The sequence below is a fragment of the Pseudaquidulcibacter saccharophilus genome, assembly GCF_019455445.1.
Classification (GTDB): Bacteria; Pseudomonadota; Alphaproteobacteria; order Caulobacterales; family Aquidulcibacteraceae; genus Pseudaquidulcibacter; species Pseudaquidulcibacter saccharophilus.
Map to the genome: position 1 here is coordinate 1 of NZ_JAHWUS010000002.1, position 18,352 is coordinate 18,352.

Sequence of the window (18,352 nt, forward strand, 5' to 3'; positions counted from 1 at the left end):
CATCAACAACCCAGTGAACCGCAGGTCTATCAAATACCGGAAGCATTTCTTTTGGTAAGCTCTTGGTCGCCGGCAATACTCTTGTCCCAAATCCCGCCACTGGCAATATCGCCTTACGAATCTTTTTCTTATTCATATTTTTTTCCATTTTCGAATATTAATTTGTTCTTATTATTATTTTTTCGGGTATTATTACACGAGGAAGTTATGGGCAACTTTGTAGGGTTGGCTATCCTACACATTATCAATAGCGCATTAAATTTAATCAAAATTAGAAATTGGTGCGAAAGTTTTAGCCGATTTTCACATTTTTCAGCAAAATTATTGTAGTAATATATAAAGTTTATGATTTACCAAAATATTCAGCTTTTATTTTTATGCCCTAGCACTTATAGTGCCACAAAGTGTCATATTATTCATATAACCAAAACAAACAAATTAAAATTACTGGCAATGACGCTTTAATGACGGGATAGCAAAATGAAACTTACAACTGCTATATTGGTATTTCTTATTGCCGTAGGTGCAATAATTATCAACCGTAAGACTATTGAAGCCGCAGCATTCGAACAGGTTGCAGGTTATAAAAGCAATTTGCCATCTTATGTTCCCAAAAACTATAAACTAATTTGGGCAGAAGATTTTAATGACGGAACGCGCCCCAATCCGAAATATTGGAATTATAGTACATATGCCAATAATGTTCTTTGGTGGCATAATGAACGACAATATTATACCGATAATAATGAGAAAAATGCTCGCATTCAAAAAGGCGAATTAATTATAGAGGCGCATAATGAAAAACTTGACCATGCGCCAGGCTGGGTAGGGCAGGAGTTCTCATCAGCTAGGTTGACAACTGAAGGTAAGAAAAATTTCAAATATGGTTTCTTTGATGTAAGGGCAAAGCTAACCTGTGCCAAGGGATCTTGGCCTGCGATATGGATGATGGGTGAAAAGCCACAATCTTCTTGGCCAAAAGATGGCGAAATTGATATTATGGAACATGTATCATTTAACCCGCAGACTATTTATGGTTCTGCGCATAATGAATATTCCGAAAAACACGGCATTAAATATACCGGAAGCGCTAATATTAAAAATCCTTGCGGTGAGTATCATAATTATCAGATTGATTGGCGCCCTGATTATATAGCATATCTTGTGGATGGGAATGAATATTATAGATTTTCAAAAAGCGTTTCTGGTGATGGTACGCCAGCTGATTATCAAAAATGGCCATTCAACCATAATTTCTATCTAATACTAAACGTGGCTGTCGGTGGTGCGTGGGGTGGGCAACAAGGAATTGACCCAAGTCAATACCCTGGACAAATGGCAGTAGATTATATTCACGTATATCAATAAAAGTTGAGTCAATGATCCGACAAAAACGCAACAAATATAGGCAATCTCGTTAACCATAAAAATTAACTATTAACCTATTACGCAGGGTAATTATAGATATAATCTATTAAAAATGCGCAAATCAATAAAAATTATTCATATAAGAAAAATCTAAAATATTTTAACTAAAACGCCGTTTTAACCTTTTAAGTAATTGAATATAAAAAGAAAAAATATGATTTTTGAAAAATTCCCCAATTTAGGGAATATCAATTTTAAAGAATCCAAGCGCGCGTAATGCTGATGAACTGTAACCAAAGTTTTAACAATATATAATCAAATCTATACAATTAGGGCTTAAAAATTAAGCAAACCCAGTGATTTTTGCATTGCAGCATGCGATTTGATTGACCTTGGGTTTGTTGGGCATGTATTAAACTGAAAAGACGGATAACACCGAAGCTACTAAATGGTAAGAATATGATGGAAGCAGTTTTAAGAAAAAGACATAATGTAAATGTTGCTGATGGCGAGAGAAATCAAAGCCAAGCAGGAAGCAACATTTATGAATCCAATGTTGAGCTGTTTACTCGTGCTTGCGATATTGCTCTAAGCGTTGCCGCCTTGGTTTTCTTGGCGCCAGTTTTGTTTACAGTTGCACTATTTGTTTATTTGCAAGATGGCGGCCCGATTTTCTATGGGCAAGACAGAATTGGTAAAAACGGCAAAAAATTTAAGTGCTATAAATTTCGCTCGATGCTTGTAGATTCTGCGGAGCGTCTTGAGAAACTTTTGGCGACCGATGCAGAAGCTCGTGAAGAGTGGGAAAGGGATCATAAATTAAAAAATGACCCTCGAATCACAAAGTTCGGCAATTTTATTAGAAAAACAAGCCTTGATGAGTTTCCGCAACTTTGGAACGTAATTAAAGGTGAAATGAGCCTAGTTGGACCGCGTCCAATTGTTTATAATGAAATTGTTAAATATGGCTCTTCATTCAGATATTATAAATCTGTTAAGCCAGGCATTACAGGCATGTGGCAAGTTTCAGGCCGTAACAACATTGATTATGTTCGCCGTGTTGCTATTGACCGTAAGTTTGTACAATCAAAAAGCGCGTTCTTGTATCTTTACATTATTTTTGCAACCGTTCCTGCGGTATTGGCGCAAAAAGGCTCATATTAATATAAAGAATAAATCGCATGAAATTCAAGCCCGTTGGTTTACCACGGGCTTGTTCTTCTTTCTGGGGCGCGGTTATTTTTGCTATATATTCCGCGTGAATAAAGTGGAAGTATAGCAAGGGTTATGCCAATTGCATCGGCGCACCAATCATAGAAATTCGCATCACGACCAACGAATCCTTGTAGCAATTCGCTCAAGGTTGCGTAGCCAAGCATGATAACAAAAATATCAAATTTTCGAATTGTTTGTAGAACACCAAGTGACATACAGGTCACTACATAAAAGGCAACAAAGTGCATAAATTTATCATTTATGCCAATTGCACTTTCTTCTTTGCTAAACGGTCCCAGTAATAAAACCGATAATAAGACGATCGCTAATGTCAAAATAGAATAGCTGATCACCTTGAAGATGTCACTTCTTTGCATCTATACCCACCATATTTTTTATATGATTAATCTTTCTGATTAAGGGCATTATAGCAGGCAAAGAATAAATTTTACTTAACAATAGCCTTGATTTTATAGGTTTTGGCCACGCAGGCAGATACAAGTGACCTAAGCGCTTTTTACTCTGTTATTTGCGTAATATCTATATCCACTCATTGCGGCTTTTATAGATGGTTTAAAGGCATAGGTAATGGCAATGATTGAAATGATTGATGACATTGAAAATTGAATGAAAAGCGGCACTTCAACCATGCTACGGATGATATAAAAGAATAAAATCACCGCAAAGAATAATGTAATTCTATCAGGTTTTGTAATCGCATTTTTCAGGCTGATGAAAAAACCGGTATAAAGAAGGAATGATTGGTAAAGCACGCCCAAAATACCAATTTCAACAGCGTTTGAAATATACATATTATGGAAGTGGAAGCCGGTTCGGCTTCCGATTAGAAATTTTTGCCAGAAATATTCTGCTGGCGGATTTCCCTTTACCCAAAAAGCTTGGAATCCTAATCCTAAAACTGGTTTTTCTTTAATAAGGCCAATACCATAATCCCATAATTCAGTTCTCCCGGTAAGGGTTGGGTCTTTGCCCAAAAATGTCAAAACCGCATTTTGAATGTAATCAAAATTCATAACAATTATCACACCAATTAATGCAGACAAAACGGCAGTGAAAATAGTTATCAACCAGCGGGCCTGAATATTAACTCCTTGAATGAGCATAATATAAACACCAAAACCAATAGTGGGTAAAAGCGCCATAAAGGCACCAGCTGATTGCGATTTAATAAATAGAGGGAAACACAATAGAAATACGAAAAATGCGATTACGTTATAAATGCGGTTGTTATGTTTAAACATCATCGCACTAAGTGATAAAATCATAAGGATTGAAATCATATCTGCAAATTGGTTCTTACTTGCGAAAATACCCTGCCAAGGGCGATCCGGAAGGTTGCGCCCAAAAACCAAGCAAATAATCAATGTGATTATATAGGTGGAAAGTAATACGTTAAATAAAAGGGATGGCTTAATCCGAAGTGCTATTAATATTGCAATTACAAATGTCAAAATTAATTGTATTGCGTGCCTAAATGTATCTTGTGGAAAAATTGACCACGAAATGCTTGCCAAACAAAAGATCGGGAAAAGTAAAATGAACCAGTTAGATAGCAAATCATGAATACTCTTTTTGATATCGGTCGCAAGAAGCGCTAAGCCAAAAATCAAGAATATAGCCGCAGAATATTTGCCAAAAAGCGGGTCAAGAATGATGGCAACCAATGATAAGGTGATAAGCGCGCTATCAACAAAATCTTGAATAATTTTGTTACGTTTTTGAAGGGCAATCTTTCGCGCAGTGAAAACCTCCTGTGTACTAAAAGTTGCCATTCTTAACGCCCTCTTTCACTTCAAATATTCCATTTTGCCTTTGGCAAATTATTATGCTTATAACCTGCGACGCTTAAATATGATATAGATTTTATTGTCAAATTTTTGAATTTAAAATCCGACAAAAAAAGCAATATCCAACATTATTGCATTATTTTAAATCGAAATATGCTATTAATCGTTACACTAAACCCATTGTTTTGCATTTTTATAACGTCAACATTGCCTTAAATCCTAATAGCTTTTTATAAAATTCATGACGGTTAAAACGCAATGTTACTAGCTTGTTTACCAAATCATTTGGCGCGATGAATAGTGCCGAAAACCAGGCAATATTTGATAATTTACCCTTTAATGAACTGCACGAGACAAGTGAAAGCTTTATACCGTTTTTGAATAATTTAAAGCTGCTATCGTTTTCATAGCCACTATATTTTTGCCCTAATTTTCTGGCAATCAGGCGATAGTTTACAAAAACAAGCTCGTTATCAAGAAAATTATCATCGGGCAGGGGATAGTTTAACAATTTTGCATTGTTTTTTAAAAGCTCGAATTCTGCGGTTCTTATATCAATGCTATATGAAAAATCTGGAACTTTATGCTGTTCGCCCGATTTGTTGCGCCGGCTAAGGTTGTTACTATGAACCCGATATTGCCCAAGTGGATAGGGGATTGTTATTATATCACCATAAAGGGGGGCAATGGTGTTTAATGCCCCATCCTGTGGCCCAACATCTAATGGCATAATTTGGGCCAAGAATTTTTTTGAATAGGCATTTCCAGAAGTAACTGGCCAAATATAAGTTCCGGTTTTGTCAAATTGCTTTCGCGCGGCGGCTTGATCATAATCATTAGAAAATTTGCAAAAACAACGACCAACTTTTTCACCAGTCGCGTCAATTAATTCTAAATCAAATTGAACCTTTGCAGCCTTATTATTCCAATGCTTTACAACTTCTTCCATGGCATTTGGGGACAATGCGTCATCGGCATCAAGGAATAAAATTATGTCACCAGTTGCTTTTTTATAGCCAAAATTACGCGCGTCACTTACACCGCCATTTTCTTTGCTAAGGCTTATAATCTTATTGCCATAGCCTTGAATGATTTTTGGTGAATTATCGGTTGAACCATCATCAACAACAATAATCTCGTCAACCGCAATAGTTTGTGCCAAGACACTATCAATCGCGTGTGCAACATATTTTTCATAATTATATACGGTAATAATTATTGTAGTTTTCAAGCGGTTTCCGAATAATGATGCAATGTATATTTGATTTACAGAGTAGTTTGATTCTATAAATATTTTTTCTTTTAAGACATTAGATAGTTATAATTTAAACAGATTTGCCTATATAAATGAAATATTGCCAATATTTTGAATTATTTTTGACTTTATTTAGCTAGTATACTTTTAAGTTTGTAATACTGGTAAACGGCATAGGATTTAAATATATAAAACCAACTTAATTTCTTTTGTCTTATATATTCATTTGCAAAAGGTGTTTTTAATAGGGCTTTGACATAAAGCCAACGTAAAGGATGCCACTCATCATTCTTCCAAGGCTTATATGCTTCTGTAAAGTGTATGATATTTGGTTTATATCTTAAGTTGTTATAAAGATTGTTGTTTTGATTATCTTCATAAAGGAATTTTCGTTGATAGTTCCATGAAATGTCAATTGCTTTCCAATTACCAAATAATGCAACATTTAAGGCATCTTGATCTGAATATTCGCATTTTTTTTCGTTTTTTCGCAATACATCAATAGATTTCTTGAAAAAACTATATCTTCTAATCTGTGTCATATCTAAAAGCATGATACCAGCGTTAAAATAGCCTGCATCAGTTTCAAAACCCCACTTTTTGGCAAATTCAAATGAATTTACGCCTGGATCAGTAACTGCTGCACATGACTTACCATCAAGTTGCTCGTCCCAAAGTAGTCTAACATTTCCGCATACCGTAATATCTACATCAAGATATAGAATTTTATCTAATTGCGTGGGGAGTAAGTCATCCATTAAAAGCCTTAAATACGTTGCTTTTGAAATATAACCTACTTCTTTAAAATTGATGTCATCATCATTCTCAACTTTTATCCAATTTATTTTAATCTTTGGTACAGATTTTTCGACTTTATTTTGAAGTTCTTCATCAATATCACTATGAATTACATAAACTTCGTACGAATTATCCTTACCATAATCTTGAACTGATACGAGCATGGCAGCCAAGTGGGGGGCGTAATTTTTATCAAGTCCGCAGGCAATTCTTATAACATCTAAACTCATTTTTTGTACCGTTAATTAGGTTTATATATGCCGAATAATTTTGCAAACCCAACCGTACTAAAAAAAAATATTACGTCAGGTATTTGTTTTGGGCTTTCTCTGAGTAAAGATATAAGTTCATCTGGAACTTTTCTATTCTTTACAAATTTCCTGATGATGAAAAAGGCATAATCAAAACCAAAATTGAAATAAGTTTTCCTTATCATTTGTTTGTTTTCACTTGATAAATTTTTTATTTTTAAAACATACCAGAAAGATATAAAGCGATCTCGTGCAATTAATAATCTACTAGGGCTGTCCCAATTAGTATATTCATTAAAAAAAATATTAATCCCATCTGCGCATGTTACCAATTTTTCTTTAGTAAAAATGATTTTATTTGCCCTTGCTATTAACTCTGTGAAAAATAGTATATCTTCACCTGCATTTTTTATATTGATATTAAAGATAAGCCCTTCCAAAAGTGCTTTTTTAAATGCAACAGTGGATGCATGGGTAATAAAATAATTTAGGTTGCAATTAATTAAATCTTCTTTTTCAATTTCAAAGTTGTTATTTCCGATATCTTTTATACTATAACCGCCTTCAAAAAATGCGTTTTTCATTATTGAATCATAAGAACCTAATCTTTCGTGGTCACAGAAGAAGAAATCCGCTCCGTTTTTTAATGCATTAATGCTTGATTGAATCTTGTTAGGATGCCAAAAATCATCAGAATCCATAAAGAGTACAATTTCTGTATTATCAGATATATTCGCAATTCCAGTATTTCTTGCCCCAGAAACTCCCGCGTTTTTTTGTTTTATAATTTTTGGTTTAATGCAATTTGTGAAATTTATTCCATCTACTTCTGCTTCTGCGGGTATTGGGGATTCATCGTCAACAATTAAAATTTCTATATTGACGTTATCATCAAGTTTTTGAAGCGCAATTGAATCAATGGCACGTCTTAAAATGCCAGGCTTCTTTTGATAATATGGTATAATAATTGATATATTTGACATGTGTAATTCTATTTATAAGATAAAAATCCATTGTAGAAATTATTCTCAATCAAAAACTCTAGAGACTTTTTCGTGTTTTTTAATTGTTTAAACCAGTGGTACTTCAGAAATGTAATGAAATATTCTTTATAAACCCAAAAAGGCTTGTTGTTTATCTTATATCTACCACTTACTTGTCTTATAAAATTATATTTACCTTCGGTAGATAAATAAGCAGCAGTTTCGCCAACTGATTGATAATAAATTGCAATATATTCCTTGGTAAGGCGTTTGGCGGGAATGTAATGGAATACTTTTGAAACAGGATTCCAGATACCCGATTTGTGTTTTCTCATAAGTTTTATAATTACATCAGTCTCTTCGCCAAGCCTTTTAATTAAAGGGCTGACGCCAAGGTTAATATCATAAATTTCTTCACGCTGTTCCTTGGCTCTGACTGCAAAATTTGCGCCATACGGCAGCATATTTTTATCAACTGACAGAGAGATATATTCATCACCGAGGTTTCTTGTGGCAACGATATGCTCAAGCAATTTTGCATTCTCAACCCACCATTTCGGAAATTCTGTTTCTGCAACTGGTTCTACGACACCACCAAAAACAACGGCATCTGGATATTTTTTAAAAGCTTCTACATAGCCAACAAGCCATTTTTCATCGACTTTTACGTCGTCATCGGTCCAGCATATATATTCACCAGTGGCATTTTTTACGCCGGTGTTGCGGGCATTCGATAGGCCAGGGGTTTCTTCAATAACGCTTCTAATTGGAAGTTTGTCTTTATATGAATTTATAACTTCTTGTGTATTATCACTACTGCCGTTATCGACGAGAAGCATTTCCCAATCTTCGGATGGTTTATCCATCGCAATAAAACTGTCTAATACATTGCAAAGTTGTGAAGCGCGGTTTCTGGTACATATTATAACTGTTACAAACATTCTCTATCCGTATTTTTGTTTTGAGCTTATAGCCATGGTAAGGGGTAATTGATACGGAATTATTGCAAATTTGCAATAAATTAGGCGGATTGACTAATTTTTAGGCTAAATAACAGCGATTAACCATAAAGCTGTTATAATGTTCTGTGTATAAATTGAATTTAACGTGAAACGCTTGCTTTAAGCACGAATTTTGGCTTGATTGCCAAATTGAGATAGAGGTTGAGTATGAATGAAATGAAGGGCAAATTAGCACAAGGTGCAATTTGGATATTTGCCTCTCGTATGGTTGTAAACCTCTTGTCACTCATAAGCACCATTTTGCTTGCAAGGTTGCTTACACCCGAAGATTTCGGTTTGGTGGCGATGGCAACAGCAGTTCTTGCAATTGTTTCTGCGGTTACGGATTTACCAATCAGCTCAGTTTTGGTGCAACGCGACCACGTTGAAGATGTGCATTATGATAATTGTTTTTCAATCGGGCTTTTGCGTGGCATAATAATAACGATATTGTTTGCATTAATCGCATACCCCGTATCCGTAATGTTTAAAGATCCACGCTTGATTGCGTTGATGTTCGTGCTTGGCCTAACAAGTTTTATTCCCAATCTGAACAATCCTAAACTAGCAATTTTTACTCGCGATTTAGTTTTTTGGCAGACTTTGGTAATGGATGCATCGTCAAAGCTAATCGGCCTTATAATTGCTGCTGCAATTGCGATAATTTATAAATCATATTGGGCTTTGGTAATTGGTTCATTGGCAACACAATTGGTATCTCTTGCAATTTCATATGTCCTTATACCATATCTACCGCGTCTGAACTTTTCTAAATTTAAAGAGTTTTTCCACTACTCTATATGGCTATCCTTGGGGCAGGCGTTGCAGCAACTAAATTGGAAACTAGACCAATTTTTAATCGGTGTATTTCTTGGCAAGGCGCCACTCGGTATTTATACTTTTGCCGATAATCTTTCTAATCTTCCCACGCGTGAGGCAACAATGCCAATTGGGAATACATTGTTTCCGGCATATTCAAGGCTAAAAAATGATAAGGAAAAACTGAAACGGGCGTTTTTGCTTTCACAAAAAGTTCTTTTGGCCGTCGCTTTGCCAATTGGTTTTGGTTTTGCCGCAATCGCACCTTTGCTTATTAAGCTTGCTGTCGGTACCAAGTGGGATCAGGCCATTCCCATGATACAAGTAATGTCAATTGTGTTTGCATATATTACTATAAATACACCAACACAGCATCTTGCGATGGCAATGGGGGAAACAAAAGAGCTTTTTTACCGTGACATAGTATATTTCGCTATCCGTGTTCCATTTATTATTGCGGGTCTGCTTATGGGTGGACTTATGGGAATTGTTTATGGTCGCTGTATTTCAAGTGTGATTGGTTCATTGGTTGTGATGAATATTGCAAAGAAAACCATTGATGCAAGCCTATGGGAACAGATGATGGGGTCTTTGCGATACTTAGTGGCAGCAACATTAATGTTTTTAGGTGTAAGTTGGCTCGGAAATAATAGCGTTTTAATGGGTTTTAACGACTATATAAAAATCACGTTTCAGGTTTTGGCGGGCGGGATTATATATCCGCTTGTGTCATTAATTCTTTGGTTGATACTAGGAAGACCATCTGGCGTAGAGAATGAAATAATAAAGGTTACAAGTAAAATTTTTCAAAAATAAGCGCATTATGAGCAATTAAATTCGTTAATAATAAAATGTATAGGCTAAGGTTCGGCTATGGAAAATAACATAAAAAAAGAAAGCAATATTGAATGTGTGAATCGAATTTCAAGTGAACTTAGAAGAACATACGAATACACAGCTGGCTACAATGAAAATGGGTATTACCTTCTTGATTTTCCCGACCATGCAAATGTTGGTGACAGCGCAATTTGGGTGGGAGAAGAAATTGTCTTAAACGAAATTGATGACAGAGATGCAATTAAAACATCTCTTGTAGATGACAAAGATATCCCAAAAATTAAAGCTGATACAATTATTTACTTGCATGGCGGTGGTAATTTTGGTGATATTTGGCCTGCACATCAAAATTATAGGAATAACGTCCTAAAAAACTTCAAAAATAATCCTGTGGTTCAGTTACCGCAATCAATTCATTTTGAAAATCACGACAATATAAAAGAAACCGCTGATGCCATTAAAGGGCATCCGAATTTTACGCTTTTGGTGCGTGACAACGAAAGCTTTGAATTTGCAAACAAGCATTTTGAGTGTCAAACCATCCTTTGCCCAGACAGTGCATTTGCAATTGGCCCTTTAAATAGAACTGTACCGATTAAGTATGATGTATTGCTGCTTTTGCGAACAGATAAAGAAACAAAATTCGGCAATTCCAAAGTATCGGTTCCAAATAATTGGCATATTTGCGATTGGCTCGATGACGACCCAAATATGTTTAAAACCGCATTGTGGAAGGTTAGGATAGATGCAATTAAATCATTTAATATTTCCGAATTTTCCAAAGCAAGACGTGAGTTCAATTATTATAATACCCTTGCAAATATGCGTGTTAAACGTGGGCTTGACTTATTATCCAGAGGGAAAATTATTATAACGGATCGGCTGCATGTCCATATATTATCGACATTATTGGGCATACCGCATATCGTGTTGGATAATAATTATCAAAAAATAAAGCGTTTTTCGAATGCATTCAATACATCTTGGGATGGGGTGCATTGGGCATCAACCATTGAAGAAGCAATCGAACTCGCAAAGACTATTGTTTAAATGTTTGTTTTTTTGCTTTGTTATAATATATTCTGACAACAAAGCATGCGAAAAATGATAAAAAAACTATCAATCTGTTAATGGCACAGGTCTTTGCACATCATTATGGGTATAAACCTAATTTGAAAGATGTATTAAAGTTCACCATTAATGATTATGGTGATTTGAAGTTAATGATCAGAATGGTCATTAAAATGTTATTGCCATAATTTAGAAACTAAAGACATTGTTTTTATGGTGACGGGCTCTGTAAAAACTTAGGTTGGTATTTGGGATAATTCCCAATAATTATAAAATATTGGGTTTTGGGATGACAAATTTAATTTCGGTTATAATTGCCAATTATAATTCGGCGTGTTTTATCGAGGAAACAGTAAACAGCATTATTGAGCAAACTCATAAAAATATCGAAATTATTATTGTTGACGATATCTCAAGCGATAACAGCATCGATGTCATCACAAAATTGCAATTAAAGCATCCTGAAATCACGCTTTGTGTAAACAAAGTTAATGGTGGCCCGGCATTCACGCGCAATAATGGCTTTGCCAAAGTGAAAGGGGATTGGGTCGCGATTGTTGATTCTGATGACATAATCCACAAAGACCGCTTTAAACGTCTATTAGATTTTGCCACAAAGCAGGGTGCGGATATCGTTGCCGATGATTTATTGCATTTCTATGAAAAAACCAATGAAATCAATTTTTTGCTTGAGGAAAAGAAGTATTGCACCCCCTATAAAGTAGAGGCTGCGGAATATATCCTTTCAAATTCTACACGAAGTGGCTTGCCGGTTATGGGGTATCTAAAGCCGTTTTTCCGGCGGGAATTGCTTGAGAAATATTCATATAATCAGGATCTTATAATCGCCGAAGATTATGACTTTTTATTGCGAATGCTGCTTGATGGTAAACAGTTTTGGATATTGCCAGAGCCATTATATTTCTATCGCAAACATTCAAATTCCATATCATATCGCCTTTCAGAGGGGACGATTGATAAAATGATTTCCGCGCAAAATCAGCTGCTTGCAACAATTGGAAGTCAGAATAATGAAATAATGGCGGCTTTCAAATATCGTGAAAAATCTTTGTTGCGGGATTTGTATTTTCAATCATTAATTACCGCAATAAAACGACCAAAACCTTTGCGGATAATTGGTCTTATTTTTGCGAAACCTGTGATTCTAATTGATTTGTATAATTCTGCGGCTTCTGGTCTTTTAAGAAGAATAAAGGAATTTTTTGCCAAATTTGATTTTGTTGTTGACCGTGTAAATCGGATTAAAATTAGACGCCAAAGAAAAGTGATTAATTCATCGGGTAATAAATATGATTTGGCAAATCCTGAAGCAATAGATTTCTCAGATAATTTTTTGCTAAAAGCTTATTTAAAGCTAGTAAATTTGGTAGGCATTGATAAATTTAAAAATCAAAAGGGGCGGGATAAGCTTTATGATTATTTCCGCTGGTCGGCACAGGCGCGCGGAATTACAGAATTAAAGGACAAGATTTGACAACGGTAACTGTTATTATTGCTGCCAAAAATGCGTCACCTTATATTCGGCGTGCAATTACTTCTGCGCTGGGTGACAAATATATCAAAGAAATTATTGTTGTTGACGATGGCTCAAGCGATAACACTTCGCAAATTGTCGAAGCCATGATGGCACAAAATGATATAATCCGCCTTATAAAGAATCCAAAAAGCCTTGGACCTTCTGCGGCACGCAATGCAGCTATCAAGCAAAGCAAATGTGAATATATATCGATTTTGGATGCCGATGATTACTTCCTTGAGAATCGCTTTGAAAAATTCTTCAATTGCCAAGATTGGGATATAATCGCCGACAATATAATTTTTTTTGAGGCAGGGCGTAATGTCGAAATCCCCCAATATGATTCTAGTGGGGTTTTGACGTTAAATCTGGCGGAGTTCATTGATAATAATATAAGTAAATATGGCAAAAATCGCAAAGAATGGGGCTTTTTGAAGCCTGTGATAAGAAAGCAGTTTTTACTTGATCATAATATAAAATATGATGAAGCAGTCAAACTTGGTGAAGATTTTGACATTTATTGCCGGCTTTTAATTGCCAATGCACGCTTTAAAATACTGAAAGAGTGTGGCTACGCCGCTGAAGTTCGCCCAAATTCGTTAAGCGCCAGCCATAATTCAGCACATCTTTTGGGGCTTTTGAATGTTTATAAAAATCTGGATGGGCAGATAAAAGATAAAGATGCCGCAAAGGTCCTTAAAACTGCGCTTTATAGACGTAATAAAGCTTATCAACTTGCCAAATTCCTAGAAGAAAAAAACGAAAAGGGTTGGGGCTTTGCCCTTAAAAGTCTTGCAGGTAATGCGGTGATGTTTGTCGATGTTATCGTAACACTTATACTTTTGAAAATCCCATTGTTTCGTCATACCGGCACAAGCCTGCATGGGCAAATTCTTATTTAATTTTGCAATTGCCTTTTTATATTGCCGTTTTCAATCTCATAGACTTCATCAGCTATATCGAGCAATTTATGATTATGGGTAATCAATAATATAGAGGTGTCATCCTTTAATTGCGCAATTGTTTCGGTAAGTTTGCGGGTGTTTTCCACATCCAACGCGCTTGTAAATTCGTCGAGAATTAAAAGTTTTGGATTTCGCAAAAGGGCGCGTGAGATTGAAATTCTTTGCCGTTCGCCGCCCGATAATCTTATTGCGCCTTCACCAATTTTGGTTTCGATTCCGTTTGGTAGGTTGTCAACAAATTCATTGGCGCTGGCTTTTATTAATGCCTGCTCAAGTTCTTCGTCTGTGGCATCTGGCTTGGCAATCAAAAGGTTATCACGCACGCTTGCCGACATAATGAAGGTATCTTGTGGTACATAGCTTACTTGCGTGCGCCACGCCTTGAATAGATTTGGCGTTAATGGCATGCGATCAATAATAATTTCCCCCTTGGTAGGAACCATAAGCCCCATAAGAAGGTCCACAAATGTGCTTTTACCGCTTCCCGATGGGCCAATTAATGCGGTGATTTTTCCGCCCATAATATTTAGATTTACGTTATTTAAAACGGTCCCTGCGCCATAATCAAAACTTAAATCTTTGAAAATAATACGGTCATTATAAACAACTTCTGTATTATCATCTTCATTTATATTTTCTTTGTGGCTTTCAAAATATTTGATAATGCTAATAATTTCTGTAAAGGCAGCGACGTTTAAAAGCAGGTTTTGTATTTGATTTTGTATTTCACTAAATCGCGGCGCAATTCGCATGAATATTAACAATAATAACAATAATTTAGTGAAATTTATGTGGAAAATTGCATATGCGACATAGGTGAAAATACATGCAAAGCCGGCGGTTATTGCACTGCTTAGCATGCTTCCATTTGATGATACGCGTGTTGTGTCGATGGTTATGTCTTTTAATGTCGCAAGATTATTTGCAAATGTACCAACAAATTGATTTTCCGCATTATAGCTTTTGGTGACTTTTATACCGTCCAAAAAATCACCAATAGTACGAAATTGTTTGCTATATTCTTCTGATAATTTACTGCCGATTTTGGCGGTATATTTGCGGAACGGGCTTTGAATTGCAAATGCAATGACCCCAAATACAATTGCTGTAAGCGTCATTTTTACAGAGATTATCATTGATAAAACAAGATATGCAAATAGGAAAAATGAACTTTGCACAATCATCAAAAGGCTGGCGAATGCGGCATGTGTGCGGTTGATTTCGCCATTTAACTTATGCTCAATATCGGTGTTCTTATAAATTCCAAGTGCCGACCATTTCGCATTGGCAATGCTTTTAAATAAATCAATCCGTAATTTGTTTACTAAATCGGTAATCAGTTCAATCATAAAGATTGATCTGTGCCGCATTAACAGTGCACCAAAAAGAACCACTATGAAATAGAATGATAAGATGTGCCATAATGCAAAATTAAATTCATGCCCGGCAATTACAGTCGAAAAATTATCGGTTTGTGATGTCCCATTGGCTATTTGGTTTTTACTTAACACCCCAAGCAACGGCAGCAATAAGAATACAGATAAGTTTTCCGTAACGCCATTGGCAATAATAAAAAATATGACCTGAATTGTCTTACTTTTGGCATTTGAATAAACATAGTTCGCCATATCCAAAATCGGGCGATACATTCCAATTTTACTATGTGGATTGCCTTTATTATCTGCCAATATCTTCCCGCACCAATTCAATAGTTTCCTGTATTCTGTCGATATATGCAGGAACAATAAGTTTTTTTACCAAGCCGTTTTTGGCAACTTCGACCGATTTTTTCATCACATCAGCAGAGAAACCGCCACCCATGGCATCCCTTTGGTAATAGTATGAAAACCGCATCATTGCTTCAAAACCGTCTTTAACCGAATAATCAATTATTTGGGCTTTTTCACCACGTTCCAAAACGTAAGTTCGCCCTAATTTTAAGGCTTCTGACGCAAAATGCGTGCCAAGGCCTAATTGTTGTTTTTCGAGACCTGGGAATTCAATTTTGGGCAATAAATCCCCAAAACTTAGGTCAATATTGGCAAGCAAATCATCGGTAACTTTCATTTGTGGAAAGCCGGATAAAATCTTGAAACCATCTTCAAAATTAATTGGCATGACATCGTCGGTAATTAGGTTATAGCCTTTGGAGATGAAGGCGGCAGACGTTGTAGATTTTCCGGCCCCTTTGTCGCCCATAAAACCAACTGCGAGGCCGTCCATCTCGATTGCATTTGCGTGCATCACTAGATTGCCTCTAAGCTGCAGTATAAGGCCCATAACCATTCCCATAAGTGGGTATATTACCAGCTCTTCTGGGCAATCGTACATTTCAACAAAAACTTCACTGGCATTGCGAATGTGGAATTTGGCAACAATCGTAAAGTCTAAATATTGCTCATCTGGCGAGAAATACCATGGACAATTGCCAATACGTTCAAGAAAAGTGGGGTCAATTACTGATTTGTGAACGGTAATATCGTGGGGTTGTTGATTGCATTCTATCAAACCATCGAGTTTGAAATCCGATGCAATTATGAGGTTATACGCCTTATAGTAATACATCTATTTCCCCTCTGCCTTGAATGAATCTAAAAAATAGCTAAGCGCGACCGCTTTCCAGATGTTTTGTAATAATCTATGCTCTTTAAACTTTTTGCCTCTAAATAACTTGGGCAATTCTTGTCTTAATAATTTTGTATCAAGATAATTTTCAAGCATTTTATTGTTTTCTAGAATGTCTTCTATTTCTTTTGCGTGATGAACTTTTAGGCCATTATTAATATGTACTGAAAAATCGAGTTTGGTTTTACGCCATTGTATTTTTTCTGGCAAAATGCCGTCCATGGCGTTGCGCATTATCAGGCGCGTCCATTCCTCATCCATGCTCTCTTCGGCACCAAGAGTAACACAAAATTCAATCAATCGTTTGTCATAAAATGGCATCCTTAGCTCAACACCACTTTTTGCCGCAAGAAATTCAAGGCTTTCGGTAACTATCGTAAAGAACTGGGAATTAAAATAATTTACGCGCGAATCCTGCTCACTATCGGCGGGGGTTTCATGCACAATTGGTTTTTGAAAAGCATAGCCTTTTTTGAAATAAACACTTACAGGCTTGTTAAATAGGTTGATTAGTTTGTGATATAAGCGCCCAAGTTTATAACTGCCTTTAAAGCCAGAATAACGTAAGAAGAGGGGGATAAACATCTCCAGGCGCGATTCCGCGAATAAGCCCGATGCCGCCTTAGTGGTTTTCCAAAGTTTGCGCCATTGTTTGGCTTTGGCCAGTTCAAAAAGGCGAACATTACCAAAAGCAATCACTTCGTCACCACCAGAGCCATCCAATATAACATCAAACCCTTGTTCATTTATTTTTTTATAAAATATTGCATTCATGGCTTGCCCAGGGGCAAAAACAAGTTTTTTTGAGGTGCTTATTAAATCATTCACACCTTCTAAGGATGGGTAATTATCAAATGCAATAAAATGCGGGTTAAAATGACCATTGTTTACAAGTGCTTCAATATATTCACGCTCACTTAATTGGGGCGTTTTGTCAAAGACAATTGAAAAAGTATCAAGTTTTGCATCTGAATTACGCTCTTTTATAATTGCTGCGCATGCTGATATTGATGAGGAATCAAGACCACCACTGACAAGACTTGCAACCGGTTTTGCCCCGCGTATTCGGCATTCAACAGCTTGAAAAAACAACTCTTTCAATTTTTGGGTTTTATCAATTGTTTCATCAACATCTGGTGGGCGTTTTAATTGCCAATATTTTGTTATTTGCAAACCATTTTTCGGTGAAAAGCAAAGATAGCTTCCGCCATCAAGGCGTAATATATTTCCAAAAGTTACACTTTGTGTCTCAATTAAAAGTGATTGGGCAAATGCATATATTTGGTCAGGATCAACATCAGAAAGGCCAAGGTCTTGAAATGGTTTGCCTGGCGCAATTAATGATCTTAAATCACTAGAGACAAGGAAGCCATTATCGTCATGCCGAAAGAATAATGGCTTTAGGCCTAAATGATCGCGGAACGCATAAAGGCAGTTTTGTTTAGTATCGACAATTATCACTGAAAAATCACCGACAATATGTGAAACAAAATCAACGCCCCATTTCAAATAGGCTTGTAAAAATAATTCGCCTTCAGAAATTTTATTTTTTTTGATTTTAAGGGCGGCGATTAATTCGTCACGGTTATCAATACGTGCATCACAGCTAAGATATATTTCATCATTGCTGAAAATTTTTGGTTTTTGCGGGTCTTCTGGTAGGCGGCGAGTATATGCAAGCCCAAGCCCATGTTTACCAATTTCTATTGTGGCGTTTCCGTCTTTGGCGCGATAATTTTGGGCTTCTAATAGATTGTTTAAAACCGCGTTGGTCTGTTTTTTATCTTTAAGGTATGTACCAACAACCCCACTCATAACA

At 36.1% G+C, this 18,352-nt stretch carries 15 protein-coding genes and 1 pseudogene; 6 read left to right on the forward strand and 10 right to left on the reverse strand.

Translation table 11 applies throughout. From position 1 onward, the window contains the following. A pseudogene (locus KXV15_RS05670) lies at nucleotides 1-136 on the reverse strand (UTP--glucose-1-phosphate uridylyltransferase); the annotation flags it as partial. 344 nt (nucleotides 137-480) lie between these two features. Between KXV15_RS05670 and KXV15_RS05675 the strand changes: the two are divergent. Both KXV15_RS05675 and KXV15_RS05680 read left to right on the forward strand, forming a co-directional pair. Next, nucleotides 481-1,368 (forward strand): glycoside hydrolase family 16 protein, encoded by an 888-nt coding sequence (locus KXV15_RS05675; protein WP_240007212.1) that lies wholly within the window; start codon nucleotides 481-483, stop codon nucleotides 1,366-1,368. A 459-nt stretch (nucleotides 1,369-1,827) separates the two neighbouring features. Then, the gene (locus KXV15_RS05680) at nucleotides 1,828-2,532 is read left to right on the forward strand and encodes a sugar transferase (protein WP_240007213.1); all 705 of its coding nucleotides are present in this window, start codon (nucleotides 1,828-1,830) and stop codon (nucleotides 2,530-2,532) included. A gap of 38 nt (nucleotides 2,533-2,570) precedes the next feature. Here KXV15_RS05680 and KXV15_RS05685 read toward each other — a convergent pair whose 3' ends face one another. The 6 genes from KXV15_RS05685 to KXV15_RS05710 form a co-directional block, all read right to left on the reverse strand. Then, nucleotides 2,571-2,918, reverse strand: a complete 348-nt coding sequence (locus tag KXV15_RS05685) for a VanZ family protein (RefSeq protein WP_240007214.1) — start codon at nucleotides 2,916-2,918, stop codon at nucleotides 2,571-2,573. Between the two features lie 171 nt (nucleotides 2,919-3,089). Next, entirely contained in the window at nucleotides 3,090-4,376 is a 1,287-nt protein-coding gene (locus tag KXV15_RS05690) for an O-antigen ligase family protein (RefSeq protein ID WP_240007215.1), read from the reverse strand. 208 nt (nucleotides 4,377-4,584) lie between these two features. After that, complete coding sequence (locus KXV15_RS05695) at nucleotides 4,585-5,622, reverse strand: glycosyltransferase family 2 protein (protein ID WP_240007216.1); 1,038 nt, start codon at nucleotides 5,620-5,622, stop codon at nucleotides 4,585-4,587. A 152-nt stretch (nucleotides 5,623-5,774) separates the two neighbouring features. Further along, entirely contained in the window at nucleotides 5,775-6,674 is a 900-nt protein-coding gene (locus KXV15_RS05700; protein ID WP_240007217.1) for a glycosyltransferase family 8 protein, read from the reverse strand. Nucleotides 6,675-6,685: 11 nt separating this feature from the next. Further along, entirely contained in the window at nucleotides 6,686-7,678 is a 993-nt protein-coding gene (locus tag KXV15_RS05705; RefSeq protein ID WP_240007218.1) for a glycosyltransferase family 2 protein, read from the reverse strand. 8 nt (nucleotides 7,679-7,686) lie between these two features. Continuing rightward, nucleotides 7,687-8,619, reverse strand: a complete 933-nt coding sequence (locus KXV15_RS05710; RefSeq protein ID WP_240007219.1) for a glycosyltransferase — start codon at nucleotides 8,617-8,619, stop codon at nucleotides 7,687-7,689. A 237-nt stretch (nucleotides 8,620-8,856) separates the two neighbouring features. Here KXV15_RS05710 and KXV15_RS05715 point away from each other — a divergent pair, with 237 nt between their 5' ends. The 4 genes from KXV15_RS05715 (at nucleotide 8,857) to KXV15_RS05730 (ending at nucleotide 13,845) form a co-directional block, all read left to right on the forward strand. Continuing rightward, on the forward strand, nucleotides 8,857-10,314 hold the full coding sequence (locus tag KXV15_RS05715) for a lipopolysaccharide biosynthesis protein (RefSeq protein WP_240007220.1): 1,458 nt from the start codon (nucleotides 8,857-8,859) through the stop codon (nucleotides 10,312-10,314). A 57-nt stretch (nucleotides 10,315-10,371) separates the two neighbouring features. Beyond that, nucleotides 10,372-11,385, forward strand: a complete 1,014-nt coding sequence (locus tag KXV15_RS05720; RefSeq protein ID WP_240007221.1) for a polysaccharide pyruvyl transferase family protein — start codon at nucleotides 10,372-10,374, stop codon at nucleotides 11,383-11,385. A gap of 310 nt (nucleotides 11,386-11,695) precedes the next feature. Further along, nucleotides 11,696-12,901: a glycosyltransferase family 2 protein gene (locus tag KXV15_RS05725; RefSeq protein ID WP_240007222.1), complete on the forward strand. Its 1,206-nt coding sequence runs from the start codon at nucleotides 11,696-11,698 to the stop codon at nucleotides 12,899-12,901. Next, nucleotides 12,898-13,845 carry a glycosyltransferase family 2 protein gene (locus tag KXV15_RS05730; protein ID WP_240007223.1) on the forward strand — a complete coding sequence of 316 codons (948 nt, stop codon included), beginning with the start codon at nucleotides 12,898-12,900 and terminating at the stop codon, nucleotides 13,843-13,845. The genes KXV15_RS05725 and KXV15_RS05730 overlap by 4 nt, the downstream gene beginning before the upstream one ends. Here KXV15_RS05730 and KXV15_RS05735 read toward each other — a convergent pair. Genes KXV15_RS05735 through KXV15_RS05745 form a run of 3 tightly spaced genes read right to left on the reverse strand, consistent with a single transcriptional unit; the run spans nucleotide 13,842 to nucleotide 18,348 of the window. Then, on the reverse strand, nucleotides 13,842-15,596 hold the full coding sequence (locus tag KXV15_RS05735; protein ID WP_240007224.1) for an ABC transporter ATP-binding protein: 1,755 nt from the start codon (nucleotides 15,594-15,596) through the stop codon (nucleotides 13,842-13,844). The genes KXV15_RS05730 and KXV15_RS05735 overlap by 4 nt on opposite strands. Continuing rightward, entirely contained in the window at nucleotides 15,586-16,473 is an 888-nt protein-coding gene (locus tag KXV15_RS05740; protein WP_240007225.1) for a phosphoenolpyruvate carboxykinase (ATP), read from the reverse strand. The genes KXV15_RS05735 and KXV15_RS05740 overlap by 11 nt, the downstream gene beginning before the upstream one ends. Beyond that, on the reverse strand, nucleotides 16,474-18,348 hold the full coding sequence (locus KXV15_RS05745) for an asparagine synthase-related protein (protein ID WP_240007226.1): 1,875 nt from the start codon (nucleotides 18,346-18,348) through the stop codon (nucleotides 16,474-16,476). Nucleotides 18,349-18,352 lie beyond the last annotated feature (4 nt).

Coding starts and splice junctions, on each gene's coding strand:
- KXV15_RS05690 (WP_240007215.1), bottom strand. CDS start 4,376: ATGGCAACTTTTAGTACACAGGAGGTTTTCACTGCGCGAAAGATTGCC.
- KXV15_RS05715 (WP_240007220.1), top strand. CDS start 8,857: ATGAAGGGCAAATTAGCACAAGGTGCAATTTGGATATTTGCCTCTCGT.
- KXV15_RS05725 (WP_240007222.1), top strand. CDS start 11,696: ATGACAAATTTAATTTCGGTTATAATTGCCAATTATAATTCGGCGTGT.
- KXV15_RS05700 (WP_240007217.1), bottom strand. CDS start 6,674: ATGAGTTTAGATGTTATAAGAATTGCCTGCGGACTTGATAAAAATTAC.
- KXV15_RS05680 (WP_240007213.1), top strand. CDS start 1,828: ATGATGGAAGCAGTTTTAAGAAAAAGACATAATGTAAATGTTGCTGAT.
- KXV15_RS05675 (WP_240007212.1), top strand. CDS start 481: ATGAAACTTACAACTGCTATATTGGTATTTCTTATTGCCGTAGGTGCA.
- KXV15_RS05710 (WP_240007219.1), bottom strand. CDS start 8,619: ATGTTTGTAACAGTTATAATATGTACCAGAAACCGCGCTTCACAACTT.
- KXV15_RS05740 (WP_240007225.1), bottom strand. CDS start 16,473: ATGTATTACTATAAGGCGTATAACCTCATAATTGCATCGGATTTCAAA.
- KXV15_RS05705 (WP_240007218.1), bottom strand. CDS start 7,678: ATGTCAAATATATCAATTATTATACCATATTATCAAAAGAAGCCTGGC.
- KXV15_RS05720 (WP_240007221.1), top strand. CDS start 10,372: ATGGAAAATAACATAAAAAAAGAAAGCAATATTGAATGTGTGAATCGA.
- KXV15_RS05745 (WP_240007226.1), bottom strand. CDS start 18,348: ATGAGTGGGGTTGTTGGTACATACCTTAAAGATAAAAAACAGACCAAC.